Origin of the sequence: Paenibacillus sepulcri, from assembly GCF_042647105.1 — a bacterium.
GTDB lineage: Bacteria > Bacillota > Bacilli > Paenibacillales > Paenibacillaceae > Paenibacillus_Z > Paenibacillus_Z sepulcri.
Genome location: NZ_JBHRUP010000001.1, coordinates 3,377,752 through 3,396,948, shown reverse-complemented (window position 1 = coordinate 3,396,948; position 19,197 = coordinate 3,377,752). Strand labels below are relative to the sequence as shown.

Below are 19,197 nucleotides of genomic sequence, written 5' to 3'. Positions count from 1 at the left end.
CAGTCCAATGGTTATAACCTTGCGAAAACTTGCCATGAGTTTGGTTGTGCTGCTGCTCCCGCTTCTGACAGCAGCATGCAGTACAGCGAATAATGAACCGACGATACCCGCCGGGGACACAACGGGACCGGTATCGGCGGACCCCATTGTTCTGACGATCGCCGTCCAGTCGAATGAGCCTTTTTTTGACTCGCTGAAAGCGGCATTCGAAGCTTCCCATCCGGGAATCGAGGTAAATTTCAAAGAGTATGTCGCGATGCCGGGCGATAAAACCGCCGCAGGCGCATCAGCGCAGATTCAGCGGGATATGGATAAATTCGTATCGACGGTCACGACGGAGCTGGCCAGCGGCAAAGGTCCGGATATGCTGGTTACGAACTATTTGCCTTATAAGAAATACGCAGACAAGAATATGCTCGCCGATATCGGCGTAATGATGAACAGCGATCCCGATTTTAAGCTGGACGATTACTATGCCAATGTGTTCGATACCTTGAAATATAACGGTAAATATGTGACGATTCCAACCTCGGTGCAGTTCACCAACCTGTGGATCGGCGACAGCTCGGCCATCGGACAGAGCGATGTGGGCGACAAGGATTGGAGCTGGCAGCAATTTATCGACCGGGTCAAGCCGCTCGTTCCGTCAGGGGGTTCGGCCATCAGCCAGATGCCGGCAGATACGCTGCTGCAAACGATGCTGAACCCCGGCATCGGACAGTTCGTCGATCAAGAGGCCAGGAAGGCCTCATTCGATGGGGAGGCATTCATCCATTTGCTCAAGCAGGCGAAGCAGATGGTTGATGATGGTATGGTCGCCCCGGATGCGGGGACCAATTTGAATTTGTTTTTGCCCTATCCCTTCCGGTATTTGAGCGATCTCATCACGATTCCTCAAGTGATGCTGGGTGCGGAGGGGGCGGTTTACAGAGCTCCGGGCGCAGCCCCCGGATATGCTTTCCGCTCTAATTTGACCCTCTCGATTAATGACAAGTCGCCCAACAAGGAGGCGGCGTGGGAATTTTTGAAATTCATACTGTCTGATGAAATTCAATCCAACAGCTCAAGGAGCGGCATGAGAGGTATGCCCGTAAGCAAGAAGGCATTCCACGGCCTTCAGGAGGCGCTCAAGCAGCAGGAAAACACCGGTGCCACGAGCAAGAAGACGCTGGACGGACAATCGATTGTGATTGAACCGCCGACAGATGAGGAAATCGACAAGCTGGAGAGCTACATGACCGGTATTAATGCTGTTCAGGAAACAGACAGCAAAATCGCCGAGCTGATTGCAGGCGAGACCGGTCCATTCTTCAAGGGACAGAAGAGTGCGGAGGAAACCGCAGGCGCTATCCAAGGCAAGGTCACCACCTACTTGAATGAATAAGTGAGGCAGCACTTACCCGTTTCCGCTGTTTGCCGGCAGGCCTGCCGTACCATTGGTGCCGGGCTTGCCTTGTCCTGTATAATGTACTCAGTCAGTGCATGAAGAAGGAGAACAGGCAATGGAAACAGCTTTACGGGGGATCAAGGCGGTGTTCTTTGATCTTGATGATACGCTGTATGATCAGATGCAGCCTTTTCGCGATGCGGTGCATCATACGCTGCCGCAATTGGAAATGGAGGAATCAGCAGCGGAAACTTTATTTCGCAGGGTACGTCATTACAGCGACCGCCTATGGGACAAGTACAAGGCGGGGGAGCTCAGCCTTGAGGATGTAAGAATTCAGCGGCTGACCCTTGCCTTCGATGAGCTGGGGCTCGGACTGGATAATGAGCAAGCTTCGCTGCTGCAGAGAGACTATGAACACCGGCAGCAACATATCAGCCTGTCCAACGGAGCGGCGGAACTTATCGGAGCCCTGCAGCAGAAGGGAATCGATACGGGCATTATGACCAATGGGCCTTACGGGCATCAATGGGGCAAAATCCGGGCATTAGGGCTGGATCTTATGATCCCGGAGGATCGGATCTTTGTGTCCGATGCACTGGGAATCGCGAAGCCGGACCCGGAGGTATTTCATCATATCAGCCGTATCATCGGTCAGCCTCCGGCAAACTGCCTGTACATCGGCGATGCCTGGGTGAATGATGTCACAGCTTCAACTGCTGCCGGCTGGCGCGCGATATGGCTCAACCGGAGAGGCGGTAATCCTGAGGACGCCATTCATAAGCCTGTCCGGATTGTGGGCGACCTCCGTGAATTAATTATTTAATATTCTAAAAAAACGGTTTGAAAGATGCAGCTGAGCCTGCGCTTTTCAAGCCGTTTTTCATGAGAAGCCGCAGCTTGTTCCCGCATTCCCGCCAAGGCAGTATAAAATAATATGGTTTCTAACCAAATTATAGCGAAAAATATCGAAATTAATCGAAATAAATAGTAATATATAGGACATGAGATCTATATACCGTCCATTAGGAGGAGAATATCATGATTCCGATAAAGAAAAAAAGGAATTTATCGATTCGGGTCAAATTAATTCTGGTTTCGCTGCTGCTCCTGCTGACTCCTGTTCTTGTGCTGGGCATTATCAGTTATCAGGTTTCGTTCAAGGAAGCGGATCTGTTGATTAAAAAAAACCTGAGCAATAGCGTCCACATGGCTATTGAAATGACGGAGGCCTTGTCACAGCAGGTGAAACAAGGCGGCATGACGCAGGAAGAAGCTGAGGAGAACATGAAGCAGCTGCTGCTGGGGCCGAAGGAAGGCGATACGCGGCCGATTAACGCCAATATCGATATGGGGGAGAACGGTTATTTCTTCGTGCTTAATGAGAACGGGGACTTATTGGCGCATCCCCTGCTGGAAGGCCAGAATATAGCCGAGAAGCAAACGAGCGACGGATTCTTTTACATAAAAGATATGATCCAGAAGGGACTGAGCGGCGGAGGATTCTCGACCTTCTTGTGGCCGCTCCCGAATTCTGCCAAGGAAGCGGAGAAAATCGTCTACGCCGAGGCAAGTCCCGAATGGGGCTGGATTATTGCGGCAGGGTCTTATATGCAGGATTATAACAGCGGCCAAAAGCATATCCGCGATACGATTATTATTACGCTGCTGTGCTGCTGGGTAGCGGGCGTTGTTGTCATGACACTGTTTGCCCGCCATATCTCCCGGCCGGTTCGAAAGCTCGCTGCACAGGCCAGAGTATTCTCAACCGGAGATTTGCGGACAGCAGACCTGAAGGTAGGCAACAAAGACGAGCTGGGTGAGCTTGCTTCATCGTTCGAGGCGATGTATACCAATCTGCGGCAGCTGGCTTCGGGGCTGCTGAAGGGCTCGGATTCTTTGTCGGCTTCCTCCCGCGAATTAAGCGATGCGATTGAGCAGACGACACAGGCGACGGATCATATTGCCGAGTCGGTGCTAAGAAGCGCGACAAGCAGCGAAATGCAGGCGCGAAGCATCAAGGAGAGCTCGATGGCGATGGAAGAGATGGCATCAGGCATTCAGCGTGTGGCCTCAACCTCTGCCGCGGCATTCGAGTCTTCGACCTTGACGCTGGAAGAGGCCCGGCAGGGCAATCTGCTTCTGGAGCAAAGCACGGAGCAGATGGCAGCTGTGAATATGACGGTCGATGAGCTGGCTGTCATCGTGACCAGGCTCGGTGAGCGCTCGCACCAGATCGGCGAGATCGTTGAGGTTATCACCGACTTGTCGACGCAGACGAATTTGCTCTCGCTGAACGCTTCCATAGAGGCGGCGCGCGCTGGTGAGCAGGGCAAGGGCTTTGCGGTCGTGGCGGGTGAGGTCAAGAAGCTGGCCGAGCGTTCCAAGGAATCGGCGCAGCAGGTCGCGGAGTTGATTCAAACGATCCAGGGCGATATCGGACAAGCGGGCGTTGCGATGGAGAAGGGCGAGCGGGAAGTCCGGGAGGGAACAAGGTCGATCCAGCATACCAGCGAAGCGTTGACGCGGATTCTGGATGCGACGCAAAGTGTTGTGGATCAGGTGCAGGAGAGCTCGGCCGCCGCAGAGCAGATGTCCGCGAGCTCGCAGGAAATTGCCGCCTCGCTGCAGGAAATAGACCGTATATCGGAGCAAAGCAATACACTCGCTCACGGCATTTCCGATTCTACGGAGAAGCAGTTGGCCGCAATGGAGGAGATTGGCGCTTCCGCTGAATCACTAAGCGGCATGTCCAAGGAAATGCAGGAGCTGGCCCACCGCTTTAAGCTGTAATGACAAGCAAAATTCCCGTACCGGATGGCAAGCTTTCCGCTGCTTCAGCGGATGACCGCCATCCTGGATACGGGAATTTTTTTGAATCAGGCCAATACGTCGTTTAGCGGCTGCTATCAAATATCAAATACACCTTAGATGCCGGCTTGATGCCGCGCGCGGATACAAAAGGCGGATGCTTATTGCAGAATATATTCGCCTGCTCCGCCGGCTTATCGCAGGTCTTCTAGGCATGGGCGATCCTCTGCATGGCCAGCGGCTCCTTGCCAAGCTCGGCCCATATATATTGGAGCAGCAGCTGCTGCTTCAAGGCTTCATGCTCCGGTTCATTCCACAGATTATGAATTTCTCCGGGATCCTCCTTCAGGTCAAACAGCTCGCCGTAAGTCTGATTGTAATAAACGGTTATTTTGTAGCGCTCATTGATATAGGTTTTCTGATGAATGGTGGTAGGTTCATGCCGGAACTCCACGATAGCATGGTCTCTCGCTTTTGCCTGCTGGCCGAGCCACACCTCCCGCTGATCGACTCCTGTCATGGGGAGAGGAACCGCAAGTCCGCTGAAGGACAGGAAAGTAGGGGCGAGGTCGACCAGCGACTGTATGGCTTGGGAGGTTTGCCCTGCAGGTACATGGCCGGGATATCGGACGATGAACGGAAGCTTGATCAGATCCTCATAATGAAATCCGCCCTTGAACTGCAGGCCGTGCTGGCCGAAGAAATGTCCATGGTCCGTGGTGAAGACAACAATCGTATTGTCGGTGAGCCCAAGCTCATCCAGTTTATCCAGAATGCGCCCGATGTATTTGTCCATCATGCTGATCATCCCGTAATAGACAGCCACCAGCTTTTTGCGATGCGCATCCGTTAATGGAAAATCCGTCCCGTATCCATAATGAAGATGGGAGCGATAGCCGTGAATGCCGAAGCCGGTTTCGCGAAGGTCCGAGAAGTCGGGCGCTTCCTCCTGGGTTTTGGCAAAATGAGGAGGGTTGCGGTCATGCTCGCCGGGATAAATAGACGGGATCGTCAGCTTGTCAGGGTCATACAGAGTATCCCACGGCTCCGGAACAAGGTATTCCGGATGGGGATCGAAGAAGCTGGACCAGAGGAAGAAGCTCTCGTCGCTTCCGGCATGCTGCTCCAGCCTGGCAATCGTGCGCTCCGCAATCCAAGTATTGTAGTGGTACTCCTCCGGAATCGGCCATTTGTAGGTAATGGAGGAATCCATCGTTCCGGTTGGGGGCAGGAAATAGTCCCGCCAGTTGGCGCAGCCCTGCTGCTCCAGCCAGAGGGCGTAATGCTGCCCTGCATGGGCCTCGTTGGTATGATTCCGCGTCAGCTCCACATGGTCGAAGCCGTAGAAGGGGCCGTTGAATTGCTTCCAGAATTCCTGATTATGCATGAGCGGGTATGATTCCACGGACGGATAGTCCTCGGTGGAAACGAGCGGCTGAAAATGAGCCTTGCCGATCAGCCCTGTTTTATATCCTGCCTTGCCCAGGTTATTCGTGATCGTATCCTGATCCTCCGGGAGCTTCGTTCCCAAAGTCCATGCTCCATGCTGGCTCGGGTATTTGCCGGTCAGGATGGAGGCGCGGCTCGGGGTGCAGGTCGGGTTGGGGCAATAGGCGTTCTTGAAGGTAGTGCCCTCTCTGATCAGCCGATCCAGATTGGGAGTGGAAATTTCATGGTTAAAGGCTCCGAGCGTGTTCCAATGCTGCTGATCGCTTGTAATCAGCAGGATGTTCGGTTTGTTTTTCAAGTACTCGTCCTCCTTGAGATATTATTCTCTTCCTGTCCCATCCCGCTCGGCGAGGAGCACGGAGGGCAGCTTGCCGACGATCCGTTTGAACACGCGGTTAAAATAAGAAGGATCGCTGTAGCCCAGATGCTCGGAGATATCCTGCACCGACAGCTGCGAGTGCAGCAGCATATACTGGGCGGTTTTCATCCGCTTGAGGTGGACATATTCGCTAATTGTCAGCCCCGTCATTTTGCGGAACAATGCCGCCGCATAATTGGGACTGACGCCGATGCAGGCACCCAATTCGACCTTGGTAATATGGCTGCGGTACTGATCTTCAATATAATGCTTCATACGTTCAATATGCCGGATGGAGGAGGGAGCCTGCTCCCCTTCATCGACTTCGCGGTTGACGGTCACGATCAGCTCGGTCAGCAATGCGCCGCACATCACGCTAAAATAAGGATCGCGCTCGCTCCAATGCTCGGCCAGCTGGAGCAGCTTATCCAGCAGCAGCTCCGGCATATGCGTCATCCAGCGCAGCGGCTCCCTCCGCGCGAGCAGGGGAAGCAGGCCTGCTGCCCCGCTGCTGGCCGGACTGAACCTGACGGTGATGCTCTCGCGAATACCGCCGGCTCCGCGCAGCTCGGCGGCGGGCACGCCTGCGGGGATCAGCAGCAGCTCGTTCTTGCGGCAAAGCGCGATGCTGCCCCTGTATTCATAGTTGCATTGCCCGAAGCGCACCCAGATCAGCGTGTAGCAGTCACTGCCGATCGGCCTTCTCTCTCTTGCCGGAATTCCCCGGTCCTGTGAGATCTCAAAGATGTGGAACATGCTTATCACCGGTTTCTGTCATACTATAATACAATTACTGTACTATAGTGAGTCCTCTTGCCGCAAGGGTTCTTCTATAATAGAAGAATAGAGATATATACAAGGAGAGAGAGTGACACGGATGAAAAAAACAACAATTGTATGTACAATGGGACCGGCTTGCAATACCGATGAGCTTCTGGAAGAGATGATTCAAGCGGGCATGAACATTGCCAGGCTGAATTTGGCTCATGGCGAGCTGAACGATCACCGCGAACGTATTGAGAGAGTGCGCTCGGTTGCCCGGAAATTGAATATGCCGATCGCCACGATGCTGGATATCAAAGGACCGGAAATCCGCACAGGCTTGCTGCAGGAGCCTTCCTATCTGCTGAAGACCGGAGAAACGCTGACCTTGACGACAGAACAGATCACCGGCACGGACAAACGGATCTCCGTCTCGTATGATTTGACGCAGGATGTGACGCCGGGCTCGCGCATTATGATTGACGACGGTCTGATTGAGCTGCGGGTTGTCTCCGTTGAAGGCTCTGAGGTCGAATGCGTCATCAAGAATGGCGGCATCATCAAATCCCGCAAGGGCGTCAACTTGCCGGGTATCCGCACAAGTCTGCCGGGCGTAACGGAACGTGACAAGCTGCATATCCGGTTCGGCGTTGAAATGAATGTGGAAATGATCGCCATGTCCTTCGTGCGCCGCGCCGAGGATGTGCTTGAGGTGAAGCGGATGCTGGCTGAGCAGGGCGCCGGACATATTCAGATCGTCTCCAAAATCGAAAACCAGGAAGGGCTTGAGGAGCTGCAGGCCATTATCGAGGCTTCCGACGGGATTATGGTGGCGCGCGGCGATCTGGGCGTGGAGATTCCGCTCGAGGATGTTCCGGTTGCCCAGAAGCTGATGATCAGCGCTTGCAACAAAGCGGACAAGTTCGTCATTACGGCGACGCAAATGCTGGAATCCATGCAAAGCCAACCGCGTCCGACACGCGCTGAGGCTTGCGACGTAGCCAATGCGGTATGGGACGGAACCGATGCGGTGATGCTCTCCGGGGAGACGGCTTCAGGCATTTATCCGGTGGAAGCGGTGCGTACGATGGCCGCGATTGCCTTCAAGGCGGAGCAGTCCGCAGCCGCCTATTCAAAGAAAGATTTGATTGAAGCTTAGCTTATCGTTTAAAGTGGATAGAGGACAGGGAATGCACATGCGTGAATTCTTTGCGATCGACTCCATGTTAGGCGGGATTAAGGTATGCATGTATTAACGATTGATCACATTGCCAAAAGCTATGGTGAGAAAATATTGTTTGATGATGTGTCGTTTGGCGTTGAGACAGGCGACAAGATCGGGATTATCGGTGTGAACGGCACCGGCAAGTCAACTTTTCTGAATGTTGTTGCAGGAATAGAGCCCCCTGATTCGGGCTCTATTCTTGTTGCCGGCGGGGCTACTGTGCAGATGCTCTCGCAGAACCCGGTATTCGATCCGGAGCTTACCGTGCTGGAGCATGTGCTGAGCGGCGATTCGGAGCAGATGCGCGCCGTCCGCGCTTCGATCCAGGCGCTTCATGCGCTGGAGCAGATGCCCGGAGACAGCGGCCTGCAGGAGCAGCTGGTACGGGCCAACCAGCGGATGGATGAGCTGGATGCATGGACGCTGGAGAGCGAAGCGAAGACTGCGCTGACGAAGCTTGGCATTGCGAGGTTCGATGTGCGGCTGGGCACCTTGTCCGGCGGTCAGCGCAAACGCGTCGCCATGGCGGCCGCTCTTGTGCAGCCTGCCGATGTGCTGCTGCTGGATGAGCCGACCAACCACATCGACAACGAATCCGTTGCCTGGCTGGAGGGCATGCTTCAGAAGCGCAAGGGCGCTCTCTTGATGATTACCCATGACCGGTATTTCCTTGACCGTGTCAGCAACCGGACGCTGGAGCTTGACCGGGGCAAGGCGTACTTCTACACGGCCAATTACAGCCAATTTCTGGAGCTGAAGCTCGACCGCGAGGAGCGGGAGGCGGCGACGGAATCCAAACGGAAAAATCTGCTGCGCAATGAGCTGGCATGGATGCGCCGGGGTGCCAAGGCCCGCTCGACCAAGCAGCAGGCGCGCATTCAGCGCTTCGAAGCACTGCAGGATGCTGCGCCGGAGAAAGCGAATGGCAAGCTTGAGGTGTCCGTCGCGTCCTCGCGGCTGGGCAAGAAAATTATCGAGCTGGAGAAGCTGAACAAATCGTTCGAAGGCAGGACAGTGATTCGCGACTTCAGTTATATTGCCGTTCCGGAGGACCGGGTGGGAATTGTGGGCCGCAACGGGCTCGGCAAGTCGACGCTGCTGAAGCTGATTGCCGGCAAGCTTGAGCCGGATAGCGGAGCGGTATCGCTGGGAGCCACGGTTCGGCTCGGCGTATTCTCGCAGGAGCGGGAGGAGATGAACGATCAGCTGCGCGTCATCGAGTATATCCGCGAAAGCGCGGAACGCGTGACGACAGGGGATGGTTCAACCGTAAGCGCGTCGCAGATGCTGGAGCGGTTTCTCTTTCCTCCCACCCAGCAGTGGACGCCGATCGCCAAGCTCTCGGGCGGAGAGAAGCGGAGGCTGCAGCTGCTGCGCGTGCTGATGGAAGCGCCCAATGTGCTGCTGCTTGATGAGCCGACCAATGATCTGGATATCAGCACCTTAACCGTGCTGGAGGATTATCTGGATGACTTTCCCGGTGTTGTGTTCGTGGTCTCCCATGACCGGTATTTCCTGGACCGCACCGTCGACCGCATCTTTGCCTTTGAGGGTGACGGCGTCATTACCCAGCATGTCGGCAATTTCTCCGATTACGAGCAGGTCGCCGCGGCGGCTGGCGGAACGGGGACTGGCCGCAGCGGCGGAGTATCCGCGGAGGGAAGCGCAAGACGCGGCAGCGGTTCGGATGGAGAGGACGCGAAGATCGGCGGGCAGCCGGTGCCTGACAAGGGCGGCAGCCCGGCAAATGAATCCTCCCAGGAGGGAGGTTCCGGACGGCCGCTCAAGATGTCGTTCAAGGAGCAGCGGGAGTTCGAAACAATCGACGAGGATATCGCGAAAGCGGAGCTGGAGCTGGAAGCTACAACGGACAAGATGGAAGCGGCGTCCAGCGATTCGGCCCAGCTGCAGCTGCTGATTGCCCAGCGGCAGGAGCTGGAAGCCAAGCTGGAGCACTTGATGGATCGTTGGACTTACTTAAATGAGCTGGATGAGCGGATCGCGCAGAGCAAGAAAAAATAAACCCAAAAGGTTTATTAGAGTGTGTGCCGTTAACGATAAAAAACTTGCTTCGATAGTTCTATCGGGGCAAGTTTTTTTTGTTTGGAACCTATTGTCCTATATTCTGCGAGTTCTGCACATGTACGATTTGCTCCGTAAGGACCCCGGACCGGGACAGTCGCTGCTGATCACCGCCATGCCCGAAGGCTGCTCGCTCGCTGCCCGTTTGTCCGAGGTTAGTGTAAGCATGCTTCCTGCCCGATCAGGAGCGGCCGGCCGCTCATTGATCGTTAAGGTGATAAATCATTCACATCATTTCATTTGTTTGTTCCCAAGGGGTATGGTCAAAAAGTAGTCAAGATGCTTGTACAGCCGGGAGACAAGATCAAGCTTGTCCTCATATTCCAGCCACTCCCCTATGGCGACACGCAATGAAGCCATATAGATGGCCACCAGGAAGCGCATCTCATTGCGGTCTGCCGCAGGTTCGAGGCGGGAGCAAAGCGCGTCACAGATGGCAGGCTCTGTTTCCAGCAGGGCATACAGAAACAAGGATGCGATCGAAGGGGTCTGCATTGCGATCTGATATCGGATTAAAAGACCGGAACGCTGCTGCTGATACCGGCTGGCCAGACAGCCAAAGAGCTCCCGCAGCGCATTATGCGGCGATGCCGTTGACTCAACGTGATAGAGGGAGCGGATACCATCACGCTGTATTGTACGAATGAGCCCGGAGAGAATCTCCTCTTTGGACGCAAAATAGCGAAAGAAGGTGCGTGGAGACATCGTGACCGCATCGGCAATATCCTGGATAGAGGTTTGTTCGTAACCCTTTTGCTGAAAGAGCCGGAGTGCTGCTTCTTCAATCGCTGCTTGAGCCTGACGCTTCTTACGCTCCCGCAAGCCCGCTTGCTGTGTTTCCTCGTATTGTAAAGATTCTATGTTATCCATATCATTTCTTCCTTCATTGACATTTGTCACTCAGTGACATTATACTTTGTTGCAGAGGCAATTGACAATGTAAGAAAGTGAAAACGCTGTATTGATTCCGCCGCTGAGGTTGTTTCTGGACGGGCTGCGTGGTTCTCTATCTTGAATTCGGCATCCAGACATGTGACTTTGAAAGCTCAATCCCCGTTTTTTTAAAAAAGCAAAGGGTTCTTGAGAAAGGATGGTTATCATGAATAATTCGGATCAAAGCGTATCCAAGAAGGCGGCACTCAGCCTGTTTAGCGGTGAAAGCGATGAAAACCCGTTTTCGGTATTCGCGCAGATGCGGGCTATGGGACCCATTATTTCTATCCCGTTTCCGATGGGTGGAACCGACCGCCAAGCCTGGATGGTCACGCGTATGGAAGAGGCGGCGCAGATACTCAAGGATCATGCCCGCTTTACTGTAGATGCGAGCACCATCGACGGCCACAGCGACATCAGACAATCAATTGGCGTCAATGCGGATCCATCCGCTCCCCCTACCTTCTTTACCGGAAAATCCATGCTCTCTGTCGATGAACCCGATCATCGCCGGCTGCGCAGGTTGGTGTCCAGAGTCTTCACGCCCAGATATATGGAAAGCTTGCGCCCTCGCGTACAGGAGATTGCTGACGAATTGCTTGATCGGGTGCAGGCTCAAGGCGAGATGGACCTCGTCAAGGACTATGCCTATCCATTGCCGATCAACGTCATTTCCGACATGCTCGGGGTACCTGAAGCAGACCGGGAACAGATCCATGCCTGGTCCGCGACGATCGCGCACGGCCTGGGCCTCGGAAGGAGAGAGCCGGGGGTCGAGGAGCAAATGCGCGCCTTCGGCGAATATACCGCGCAGCTTGTGGCCGACAAGCGCCGCCATCCTGATGGTCGCTTGATTAGCCAGTTGGTCGCGATCGAAGAGGAGGGGGATCGGCTCAGCGAAGCAGAACTGATCTCGATGATCACCTTATTGATCTTTGCCGGCCACGAGACAACCTCGAACCTGATCGCAACAGGCACCTTCACGTTGCTGGATCATCCCGAGCAGCTGGAAAAGCTCAAAGCCAACCTCAGTCTGGTTCCTTCGGCCGTCGAAGAACTGCTGCGCTTCAATGGGCCTGCCACCATCGCGGGACCGCGTTACGCCACTGAAGATATCGAGTTCGCCGGGCAGCAGATCAAGAAGGGTGATGTCGTCATTCCCGTTTTGAAATCAGCGAACCGGGATGAGCACCAGTTTACGCAGTCGGAGGATCTGGATATTACGCGCACCATCAATCGTCATCTCGCCTTTGGACAAGGCATCCATATGTGTTTGGGGGCGCCGCTGGCCCGCTTGGAGGGAGATATTGCGTTTACCACCCTGCTGAAGCGGATGCCTGACCTGCGGCTTAATATCCCTCGAGAAAGTGTGGTCTGGAGCTTCACGCTGAGCTCGCAGGGGTTAGCCACCCTTCCTGTCGCTTTTTAGCGGAGGAAGAAGGGGAAGTGCCGAAGCAGCGGAGCCGTTTCTGAGCGTTCATAAAAGGCAAATCATGAGAAAGCGCCCGTCTCCCCGGTTCTGGAGATCGGGCGCTTCATTTATTTATAACGCGGAATGCAATAAATATTGGTCGGAGTACCGCTTATATTTAATAAGGCGGGGCTTCATAGCTCCGCTGCTCAATCCCCCGTGGCGGTTCTGTGTAATCTTGCATAAATGCTCAAACCGGACTCATTGGAGAACCGCGGTTTGAACATTTGATGTTCTATGGCAGAAAAAAGGTCTATTGGCTTATGCTCATCGCCTGCTTCCAATAATCGGCGACGCTAGCGGAGTCGGTGGTTTGGCCGAATACCATATTAATCATATCCAGCGTATTCTGATGGGCGGCCGGACTTGATCCGGCGCAGGCGTCGGAGACGAGGGTTATGTTGTAATCCATCATGAAGCCGTCTCTTGCCGTCGATTCCACGCAGACGTTCGTCAGAACGCCGGTCAGGACAATGGATTTGCGCCCAAGAGAGCGCAGAATCAGATCCAGATTGGTGCCGATGAAGGCGCTGAAGCGGTGCTTCTCCACAATGTAGTCGCCTTTCTGCGGCTGCAGCTTGTAAAACTCTGTTCCCCACGTGTCCTTGACGACAATGGAGCCTCCGGGAAACTTGTTGGACCATGCTTCGGAAATCGTGCTCTCTTCAAGCGTCATCATGACGAAAATCACGGGTACAGAGGCTTCGCGCGCCTGATCGATCAGCGCGTTAATCGGGGGCACAGCGGCCTGAAAGGCCTTGATATCCCCGGTCCCCATTTTGGCGGAAGCGCCCTCCTCATGGCAGAAATCGTTCTGCATATCAATAATGACTAAAGCGGTATCCTGTGGATTCAAATAATGTTTCATAGTGAATCACTCCTTTTTATAGTTTCTCATGTGAGGAAATTGGATGCTGACCAGCCATATAAAAGCATATCCGCTTTCTTATTTCATAATCATGTAATAGAATATGACATATAGTTCTCGGAATTATCAGACTTCCACTTATGATAACGAAGGGATGTGAGGAAAGATGGATATGGAAGGCCTGCATTCATTCATTGTCGTTGCCCGTGAGAAAAGCATTTCCAAAGCGGCTCAGCTGCTGCATGTGACCCAGCCCACATTGAGCGCCCGTCTGCGCAAGCTGGAGGACGGTCTTGGCGTCACTTTGCTGGAGCGCAACTGGGACGGCATCCGCCTGACGAAGGAGGGGCGCTTCTTCCTGGCTTACTCCGTTCAGCTGTTTCAGGAGCTGGAGGAAGCTTCGGCTCTGCTTCGCAAGCAGGAGAACAGGGAGCTTGAGGGCCCCTTCGAAGCAGTCACGGATGCCAGGAGGCTGAGGATCGGCGTCGAGTCCTTCTTCCATCCCGCTTTCATGTCTCCGATCATCGAAGGGATTCAGCAGATTGCGCCGGAGATCGAATGCAAGTTTATTCATAAGCATTCCGAAGTGCTGCAGCATCTGCTGGATTGCGGAAGCCTTGATATTTGCATCCATACGCCGACGGACAGCTTTGCCCGTCAGGACTCTCTTTTTGTGATGAGAGATAAAGTGGTCGTGCTTACGCCCAAGGAGAATTATCCGGTCATCGCGCCCGACTTGAGCAATCTGCCGCTGCTGCGCAGCATGCCGTTCGTGCTGTTCGAGAATTCGCCCTTGCTGAGTTACCATGAGATGACAGAGCGCATGCTGATCAGTATGTTTGGCGGCGTTCCGGAGCGTTTCCATATCGTCAATGATGTGGGGGCGGCGCTGGATATTGTCATAAGCGGCTTCGGGCACACCTTCCTGCCGGCGACCAGCATCGCGCATTTGATCGGAAAACCGCTCCCCTTCAATATGGTTCTGGTCGAATACGATTTCGTCAATCTGCCGGTTCTGGTCACCTACTCCGCTTCCCCCACATCCGCACATCCCACCGAACAAATCGCCCGTCGCATTCACAGCAGCCTGGTCGAACGCGTCAGCTGCTTATTCCCCAATGCCTATCAGATAAAGGGATGACGGCGCTTAATCCCTGGAATAGCGCTCTGCCTTCCAGGTGGGGGGCAGGAGCGGCTCGATGCCGGTCAGATCCAGCTCCTTCAATCGCTTTATCTGCGAGGCGAAGGCGTCGATAGCCGAATCCTCCTTGGTGGTCTGAATATCAACGGTTGTTTCCAGGGCTTCCGTGCCGGAAGTCTTTTTTTGTTCTGTCATGTTTTTTATCCTCCTTATGAATGGAATGCTGCTGTCCGTATCAGGAAAGCTCGGGATGACGGCTGTGCCAGGGCGTATTTTGCTCGTACACATAGCCTGCGGCGAGTACGCCGGCATCATCGAAGGGCTTGCCGATGATCTGCATATTGATAGGCAATCCTTCGCTGGAGAAACCGCATGGCATGGACAGGCTCGGGAGTCCGGTGAGATTGGTGGGAGCGGTGAGCCTGGCAAGTCTCATTCCTCCCGCAATATCATCCGCACGCGGTGCAGTCAGGGGAGTGGCAGGGGTAAGCAGCACATCCACTTTGCTAAAGGCATTCAGAAAATCCTGCACGATCAGATGGCGCGCGCGCTGTCCCTGCAGATAGGTGGATGCGGGAAGATTGCGTCCTCTCTCCAGCATGAGCCGGACATCCGTGCCGTAATCCTCTATGCGCGAATCCATCCATTGTTCGTGGATCGCTGTAATTTCCCCTAACAGAACAGCGGATAAGGCGGAGGCCGCGTACTCGATTTTCGGCAGCTCCACATCGATGATTTCTGCGCCAAGCTCCTTGTAAGTGGCGATAGCGGCGTGAAGCGCGGCTTCCACTTCCGGGTCCAGCTCTTCGTAATAGTAGGTAGCAGGGATGCCGATCTTTAGGCCCTTAAGCGAGGGGAGCAAGGAATCGGCATAGCGTGGAACGGGGATATCCACGGTGGATTCATCCTTGGGATCGAACCCGGCCATCGCCTCCAGACAGAGGGCGGCATCCTTGACGCTGCGGGTTAACGGGCCTGCATGGTCAAGCGACCAGGCCATTGGAAAGATGCCGTAACGGCTGACCCGGCCATAGGTCGGCTTCATTCCGACGACTCCGCAGCAGGCCGCCGGTATCCGGATGGAACCGCCCGTATCCGAACCCGTTCCCATATAGGCGAGTCCTGCCGCAACAGCCGCACCGGAGCCGCCGCTTGAGCCTCCCGGCACGCGCTCGAGATCCCACGGATTTTTGCATGGGCCAAAATGAGGGCTTTGCGTCGTTGCGCCAGAGGCGAATTCATGAGTTTGAACCTTGCCCAGCAGAATGGTGCCCGCTTCATGCAGCTTGGCAACGGTCGTGGCATCATAATCCGGGACAAAGTCCCTCAAGATCTTGGAGCTGGCTGTGGTGCGGATATCCTTCGTATAATAAAGATCCTTGTGTACAATCGGAATACCGTGAAGCGGTCCCTTGTATCCGCCGTTCATAATCTCGTTCTCGGCTTGACGGGCTTCATCCATTGCGAGCTCGGCGGTTAAGGTGACGAAGGCATTCAGCTGCGGATTGAGCTGTTCGATCCGCTGGAGCAGCTGCTCCGTAATCTCCACGGGAGAGACTTCGCGCGTGCGGATCTGATCGCCAAGCTCGTGGATGGTGGAGAAGGAGAGCTGAGGGTTGATGGTTTTCATTTTATTAATTCCTCCTTGACTCGGATTGTCATAAAACATAACGCAATGAACATTTTGATAGATAAGAAGAAACGGCTTCGCCGTCCTTTGGCGGCAAAGTTAGCTTCTTCCTTCAGAAATATCAGAAAAGGACAACGAATTTTGCACTTTTTGATAGTTCAAAAAGACTGTTCAAGGCGTGATGATGTTTTATTGGTAAGAAATATAACACAGAATTCTTTGAAAACGACGGAAGGGAGGGTATAGAATGTTTTGATAGCCTGTTAGGATAATTTATGTGTTAGTATTTATGACATCAAGAGTTCCGCACCTAATCGCAAGGAGGGAGCACATATGTCAGAGATGCTGAAAATGAGCCAATTGGTTACGGAGTTTTCCATTCGGGGTAACAAGGTGGCTGCTGTCAGAGGCGTGTCATTAGAGGTACGGAAGGGCAGGACGCTTGTTGTTCTTGGGGAATCGGGATCGGGGAAAAGCGTGATGCTTCGTTCGATTCTTGGCCTCAAGCCGTCGGGGGCTGCGATATCGGGCTCCATCAAGCTGGGTGATGAAGAGCTTCTGACCAAATCGCAGAAGGAAATGAACCGCATTCGCGGCAACCGGATATCCATGATTTTCCAGGGTGCCTTGTCGGCTCTGGACCCGCTGTACCGGGTAGGCGACCAGATAGCAGAGACTCTTCTTACGCATCAATCCATCAAAAAGGATGAAGCCAGACGACAGGTCGTCGAGCTGCTTGGAAAAGTGGGAATCCCTTCGCCGGAGGAGAGAATGCGGGCTTTCCCGCATGAAATGAGCGGCGGGATGCGGCAGAGAGCCGTCATCGCTATGGCGCTCGCCTGCAAGCCGGATTTGCTGCTTGCGGACGAACCGACTACGGCTCTTGATGTGACGATACAGGCGCAAATCCTCCGGCTGTTCAAAGAGATCCAGGCGGAATATGGTATGTCGGTCGTACTTGTCACTCACGATATCGGGGTAGCGGCTGAAATGGCGGATGATATTGCGGTGATGTACGGAGGCAGAATTGTGGAGTACGGCAGAGCCCGCCAGATTCTCTCGGCTCCGGCACATCCCTACACGGTCGGGCTTATCGCTGCGACACCGAGACGGGGCCAGCAGGGCAAGCTTTCGACTATTCCGGGGCAGCCTCCGCTGATTACCGCCATGCCTGAAGGCTGCTCGTTCGCGGACCGCTGCCCGCTTGCCCGAAGCTCATGCCGTGAGCAAGCCCCTTCGTTTACTTACTACGGCGAAGCCCATGGCGCTGCATGCTTCCTGCTGGATCAGGAGCAGCCGATCGCTCAATAATCGGTAAGGTGATGAGAATAGGGTTGCTGGAGCTAAAATAGACAGAATAATCAGAAAATAAAGAGGCGCAAGAAGCGCCAAATCATGGAGGGGTTATGAGATGAGAAGCATACTGGGATTCATGTCGGCACGAAAATTAGCAGGATTTCTCCTGATTGCTGCAATGGTGATGATCACCGCATGCGGGGATGGCGGCAGTGGAGGAAGCAATGCCGCTGCAAGCGGCGGAACCGACTCGGGCTCCGGATCATCCAAGGAGCAGACGCTCATCATCGGCATGTCAGCGGCCAATATTCCGGTTCCCGACACATACCCGACAGAGGGCTACGAGGGTATGCGGTTTGTCGGCTATCAATTATATGATGCGCTGGTCAATTGGGATCTGAAGCAGGGCGATAAACCGGCCGAGCTGGTTCCCGGGCTTGCGGAATCATGGGAAACCTCAACAACGGACCCCACGATGTGGACCTTTCATCTCCGCCAGAATGTGACCTTCCATGATGGAACTCCTTTTAACGCGGATGCGCTCATCTTTGCTTTTGACCGGATTATGAATCCAAAATCGGAATATTACAACGCACAGCTGGCAGGTACCAGCGCCAGCGCATTCCGGTATGTCGAATCGTACACCAAGGTTGATGACAGTACGGTCACGATCAAGACCAAGGGGCCTTACAGCTTCCTGCTGTATGACCTGTCCGGTTTATTGATCGGCAGTCCCGATGCCATTAAGAAAAGCGGAGCCGACTATGTCAATCACCCCGTAGGCACCGGCCCGTTCAAGTTTGACAGCATGAAGCAGGGGCAGGAGCTGACCATGGTCAAGAATGAGAACTACTGGAACGGCGCGCCGAAGCTGGATAAAATCGTGCTTCGTCCGATCAGCGATCCGTCTGCCCGTCTGGCGGCTCTGCAATCCGGCGAGGTCGATTGGGCGGAAGTGCCGCCGACCGAATCCATTGAGCTGCTGAAGAGCTCGGGCTTCCAGGTATTGACGAATCCTTACCCGCATATCTGGCCGTATGTGCTCAATCTGCAGGATGGTCCATGGAAAGAGAAGCTGGTCCGCCAGGCGGCCAACTATGCGATCGACCGTGACGGCTTAAGTACGGCTCTGCTCGGTGGCGCAGCGGCTCCGGCTACACAGCCGATGTATAAAGGCCATGCCTGGTTCAGCGATAAAGGCGAGCCCTACACCTACGATCCGGAGAAGGCCAAACAGCTTTTGGCGGAAGCGGGTTATCCGGACGGCTTCACGACGACCTTCGTCGTTCCCACCAGCGGATCAGGGAATATGTGGCCGATGCAGATGAATGAATATATTCAGAAGAATCTCAAGGATGTCGGCATCAACGTCAAGCTCGAATCGATTGAATGGCAGACGCTGCTGACGCAATTCCTGTCCGGGTTTCCCAAGGATAAAGAGGTGGGAGCTTACAATATCTCGCTTCCGACGATCTCGCCATCCTTCTATTCTCAGTTTTTCGCAACGTCTTCGATCTTTCCGAACGGGATCAATCTGGGCGGCTACTCCAACCCTGCTTACGATGAATTAATCAACAAAGCGACTGCGAGCTTCGATCCCGCGGAGCAAACGGCCCTGCTTAACCAGGCTTCCGCCATCATTGCCGACGACGCGCCCTGGATCTTTGTGGTCCATGACATGAACCTTCGCGCATTGGCGCCGAAAGTGAAAGGCTTTGTGCAGCCGCAATCCTGGTTCGCCGATTTGACCACGATTTTCATTGAATAGATAAGGGGGCACGCGC

The 19,197-nt window shown here is 54.3% G+C and carries 14 protein-coding genes and 1 pseudogene; 9 read left to right on the top strand and 6 right to left on the bottom strand.

Annotated elements, in window-relative coordinates; translation table 11 throughout:
• Nucleotides 1-7 precede the first annotated feature (7 nt).
• The 3 genes from ACFOLF_RS14990 to ACFOLF_RS14980 all read left to right on the top strand — a co-directional run bounded on the left by ACFOLF_RS14990 (nucleotide 8) and on the right by ACFOLF_RS14980 (nucleotide 4,180).
• The gene (locus tag ACFOLF_RS14990) at nucleotides 8-1,384 is read left to right on the top strand and encodes an ABC transporter substrate-binding protein (protein ID WP_210042881.1); all 1,377 of its coding nucleotides are present in this window, start codon (nucleotides 8-10) and stop codon (nucleotides 1,382-1,384) included.
• 118 nt (nucleotides 1,385-1,502) lie between these two features.
• Nucleotides 1,503-2,213, top strand: a complete 711-nt coding sequence (locus ACFOLF_RS14985) for an HAD family hydrolase (RefSeq protein WP_210042871.1) — start codon at nucleotides 1,503-1,505, stop codon at nucleotides 2,211-2,213.
• A gap of 215 nt (nucleotides 2,214-2,428) precedes the next feature.
• Nucleotides 2,429-4,180 (top strand): methyl-accepting chemotaxis protein, encoded by a 1,752-nt coding sequence (locus ACFOLF_RS14980; protein ID WP_210042869.1) that lies wholly within the window; start codon nucleotides 2,429-2,431, stop codon nucleotides 4,178-4,180.
• 226 nt (nucleotides 4,181-4,406) lie between these two features.
• Here the strand turns inward: ACFOLF_RS14980 and ACFOLF_RS14975 are convergent, their stop codons facing one another.
• Both ACFOLF_RS14975 and ACFOLF_RS14970 read right to left on the bottom strand, forming a co-directional pair.
• A complete protein-coding gene (locus ACFOLF_RS14975; protein ID WP_210042861.1) occupies nucleotides 4,407-5,945 on the bottom strand; it encodes a sulfatase family protein in 1,539 nt (512 codons plus the stop codon).
• 21 nt (nucleotides 5,946-5,966) lie between these two features.
• Complete coding sequence (locus ACFOLF_RS14970; RefSeq protein ID WP_210042860.1) at nucleotides 5,967-6,761, bottom strand: helix-turn-helix transcriptional regulator; 795 nt, start codon at nucleotides 6,759-6,761, stop codon at nucleotides 5,967-5,969.
• Nucleotides 6,762-6,882: 121 nt separating this feature from the next.
• On the opposite strand from ACFOLF_RS14970, the pseudogene pyk reads away from it, so the two are divergent.
• Nucleotides 6,883-7,914: pseudogene (gene pyk, locus ACFOLF_RS14965) on the top strand (pyruvate kinase); the annotation flags it as partial.
• Nucleotides 7,915-8,010: 96 nt separating this feature from the next.
• On the top strand, nucleotides 8,011-10,014 hold the full coding sequence (locus ACFOLF_RS14960) for an ABC-F family ATP-binding cassette domain-containing protein (RefSeq protein WP_210042851.1): 2,004 nt from the start codon (nucleotides 8,011-8,013) through the stop codon (nucleotides 10,012-10,014).
• Between the two features lie 291 nt (nucleotides 10,015-10,305).
• On the opposite strand, the gene ACFOLF_RS14955 is transcribed toward ACFOLF_RS14960, so the two are convergent.
• Nucleotides 10,306-10,944 carry a TetR/AcrR family transcriptional regulator gene (locus ACFOLF_RS14955; RefSeq protein WP_379114179.1) on the bottom strand — a complete coding sequence of 213 codons (639 nt, stop codon included), beginning with the start codon at nucleotides 10,942-10,944 and terminating at the stop codon, nucleotides 10,306-10,308.
• Between the two features lie 229 nt (nucleotides 10,945-11,173).
• Between ACFOLF_RS14955 and ACFOLF_RS14950 the strand changes: the two genes are divergently transcribed.
• A complete protein-coding gene (locus tag ACFOLF_RS14950) occupies nucleotides 11,174-12,436 on the top strand; it encodes a cytochrome P450 family protein (RefSeq protein ID WP_210042849.1) in 1,263 nt (420 codons plus the stop codon).
• Between the two features lie 295 nt (nucleotides 12,437-12,731).
• Here ACFOLF_RS14950 and ACFOLF_RS14945 read toward each other — a convergent pair whose 3' ends face one another.
• Complete coding sequence (locus tag ACFOLF_RS14945; protein WP_210042847.1) at nucleotides 12,732-13,346, bottom strand: cysteine hydrolase family protein; 615 nt, start codon at nucleotides 13,344-13,346, stop codon at nucleotides 12,732-12,734.
• A 166-nt stretch (nucleotides 13,347-13,512) separates the two neighbouring features.
• Between ACFOLF_RS14945 and ACFOLF_RS14940 the strand changes: the two genes are divergently transcribed.
• The gene (locus ACFOLF_RS14940; RefSeq protein ID WP_210042845.1) at nucleotides 13,513-14,487 is read left to right on the top strand and encodes a LysR family transcriptional regulator; all 975 of its coding nucleotides are present in this window, start codon (nucleotides 13,513-13,515) and stop codon (nucleotides 14,485-14,487) included.
• 6 nt (nucleotides 14,488-14,493) lie between these two features.
• On the opposite strand, the gene ACFOLF_RS14935 is transcribed toward ACFOLF_RS14940, so the two are convergent.
• Nucleotides 14,494-14,682 carry a hypothetical protein gene (locus tag ACFOLF_RS14935; RefSeq protein ID WP_210042843.1) on the bottom strand — a complete coding sequence of 63 codons (189 nt, stop codon included), beginning with the start codon at nucleotides 14,680-14,682 and terminating at the stop codon, nucleotides 14,494-14,496.
• A 40-nt stretch (nucleotides 14,683-14,722) separates the two neighbouring features.
• Nucleotides 14,723-16,117 (bottom strand): amidase, encoded by a 1,395-nt coding sequence (locus ACFOLF_RS14930; protein WP_210042840.1) that lies wholly within the window; start codon nucleotides 16,115-16,117, stop codon nucleotides 14,723-14,725.
• Nucleotides 16,118-16,450: 333 nt separating this feature from the next.
• On the opposite strand from ACFOLF_RS14930, the gene ACFOLF_RS14925 reads away from it, so the two are divergent.
• Both ACFOLF_RS14925 and ACFOLF_RS14920 read left to right on the top strand, forming a co-directional pair.
• Nucleotides 16,451-17,428 (top strand): ABC transporter ATP-binding protein, encoded by a 978-nt coding sequence (locus ACFOLF_RS14925; protein WP_210042838.1) that lies wholly within the window; start codon nucleotides 16,451-16,453, stop codon nucleotides 17,426-17,428.
• A 100-nt stretch (nucleotides 17,429-17,528) separates the two neighbouring features.
• Nucleotides 17,529-19,181 (top strand): ABC transporter substrate-binding protein, encoded by a 1,653-nt coding sequence (locus ACFOLF_RS14920; protein WP_210042836.1) that lies wholly within the window; start codon nucleotides 17,529-17,531, stop codon nucleotides 19,179-19,181.
• The last annotated feature ends 16 nt before the right edge of the window (nucleotides 19,182-19,197 follow it).

Coding starts and splice junctions, on each gene's coding strand:
- ACFOLF_RS14925 (WP_210042838.1), top strand. CDS start 16,451: ATGTCAGAGATGCTGAAAATGAGCCAATTGGTTACGGAGTTTTCCATT.
- ACFOLF_RS14970 (WP_210042860.1), bottom strand. CDS start 6,761: ATGTTCCACATCTTTGAGATCTCACAGGACCGGGGAATTCCGGCAAGA.
- ACFOLF_RS14950 (WP_210042849.1), top strand. CDS start 11,174: ATGAATAATTCGGATCAAAGCGTATCCAAGAAGGCGGCACTCAGCCTG.
- ACFOLF_RS14985 (WP_210042871.1), top strand. CDS start 1,503: ATGGAAACAGCTTTACGGGGGATCAAGGCGGTGTTCTTTGATCTTGAT.
- ACFOLF_RS14940 (WP_210042845.1), top strand. CDS start 13,513: ATGGATATGGAAGGCCTGCATTCATTCATTGTCGTTGCCCGTGAGAAA.
- ACFOLF_RS14955 (WP_379114179.1), bottom strand. CDS start 10,944: ATGGATAACATAGAATCTTTACAATACGAGGAAACACAGCAAGCGGGC.
- ACFOLF_RS14920 (WP_210042836.1), top strand. CDS start 17,529: ATGAGAAGCATACTGGGATTCATGTCGGCACGAAAATTAGCAGGATTT.
- ACFOLF_RS14990 (WP_210042881.1), top strand. CDS start 8: ATGGTTATAACCTTGCGAAAACTTGCCATGAGTTTGGTTGTGCTGCTG.
- ACFOLF_RS14980 (WP_210042869.1), top strand. CDS start 2,429: ATGATTCCGATAAAGAAAAAAAGGAATTTATCGATTCGGGTCAAATTA.
- ACFOLF_RS14945 (WP_210042847.1), bottom strand. CDS start 13,346: ATGAAACATTATTTGAATCCACAGGATACCGCTTTAGTCATTATTGAT.
- ACFOLF_RS14930 (WP_210042840.1), bottom strand. CDS start 16,117: ATGAAAACCATCAACCCTCAGCTCTCCTTCTCCACCATCCACGAGCTT.
- ACFOLF_RS14935 (WP_210042843.1), bottom strand. CDS start 14,682: ATGACAGAACAAAAAAAGACTTCCGGCACGGAAGCCCTGGAAACAACC.
- ACFOLF_RS14960 (WP_210042851.1), top strand. CDS start 8,011: ATGCATGTATTAACGATTGATCACATTGCCAAAAGCTATGGTGAGAAA.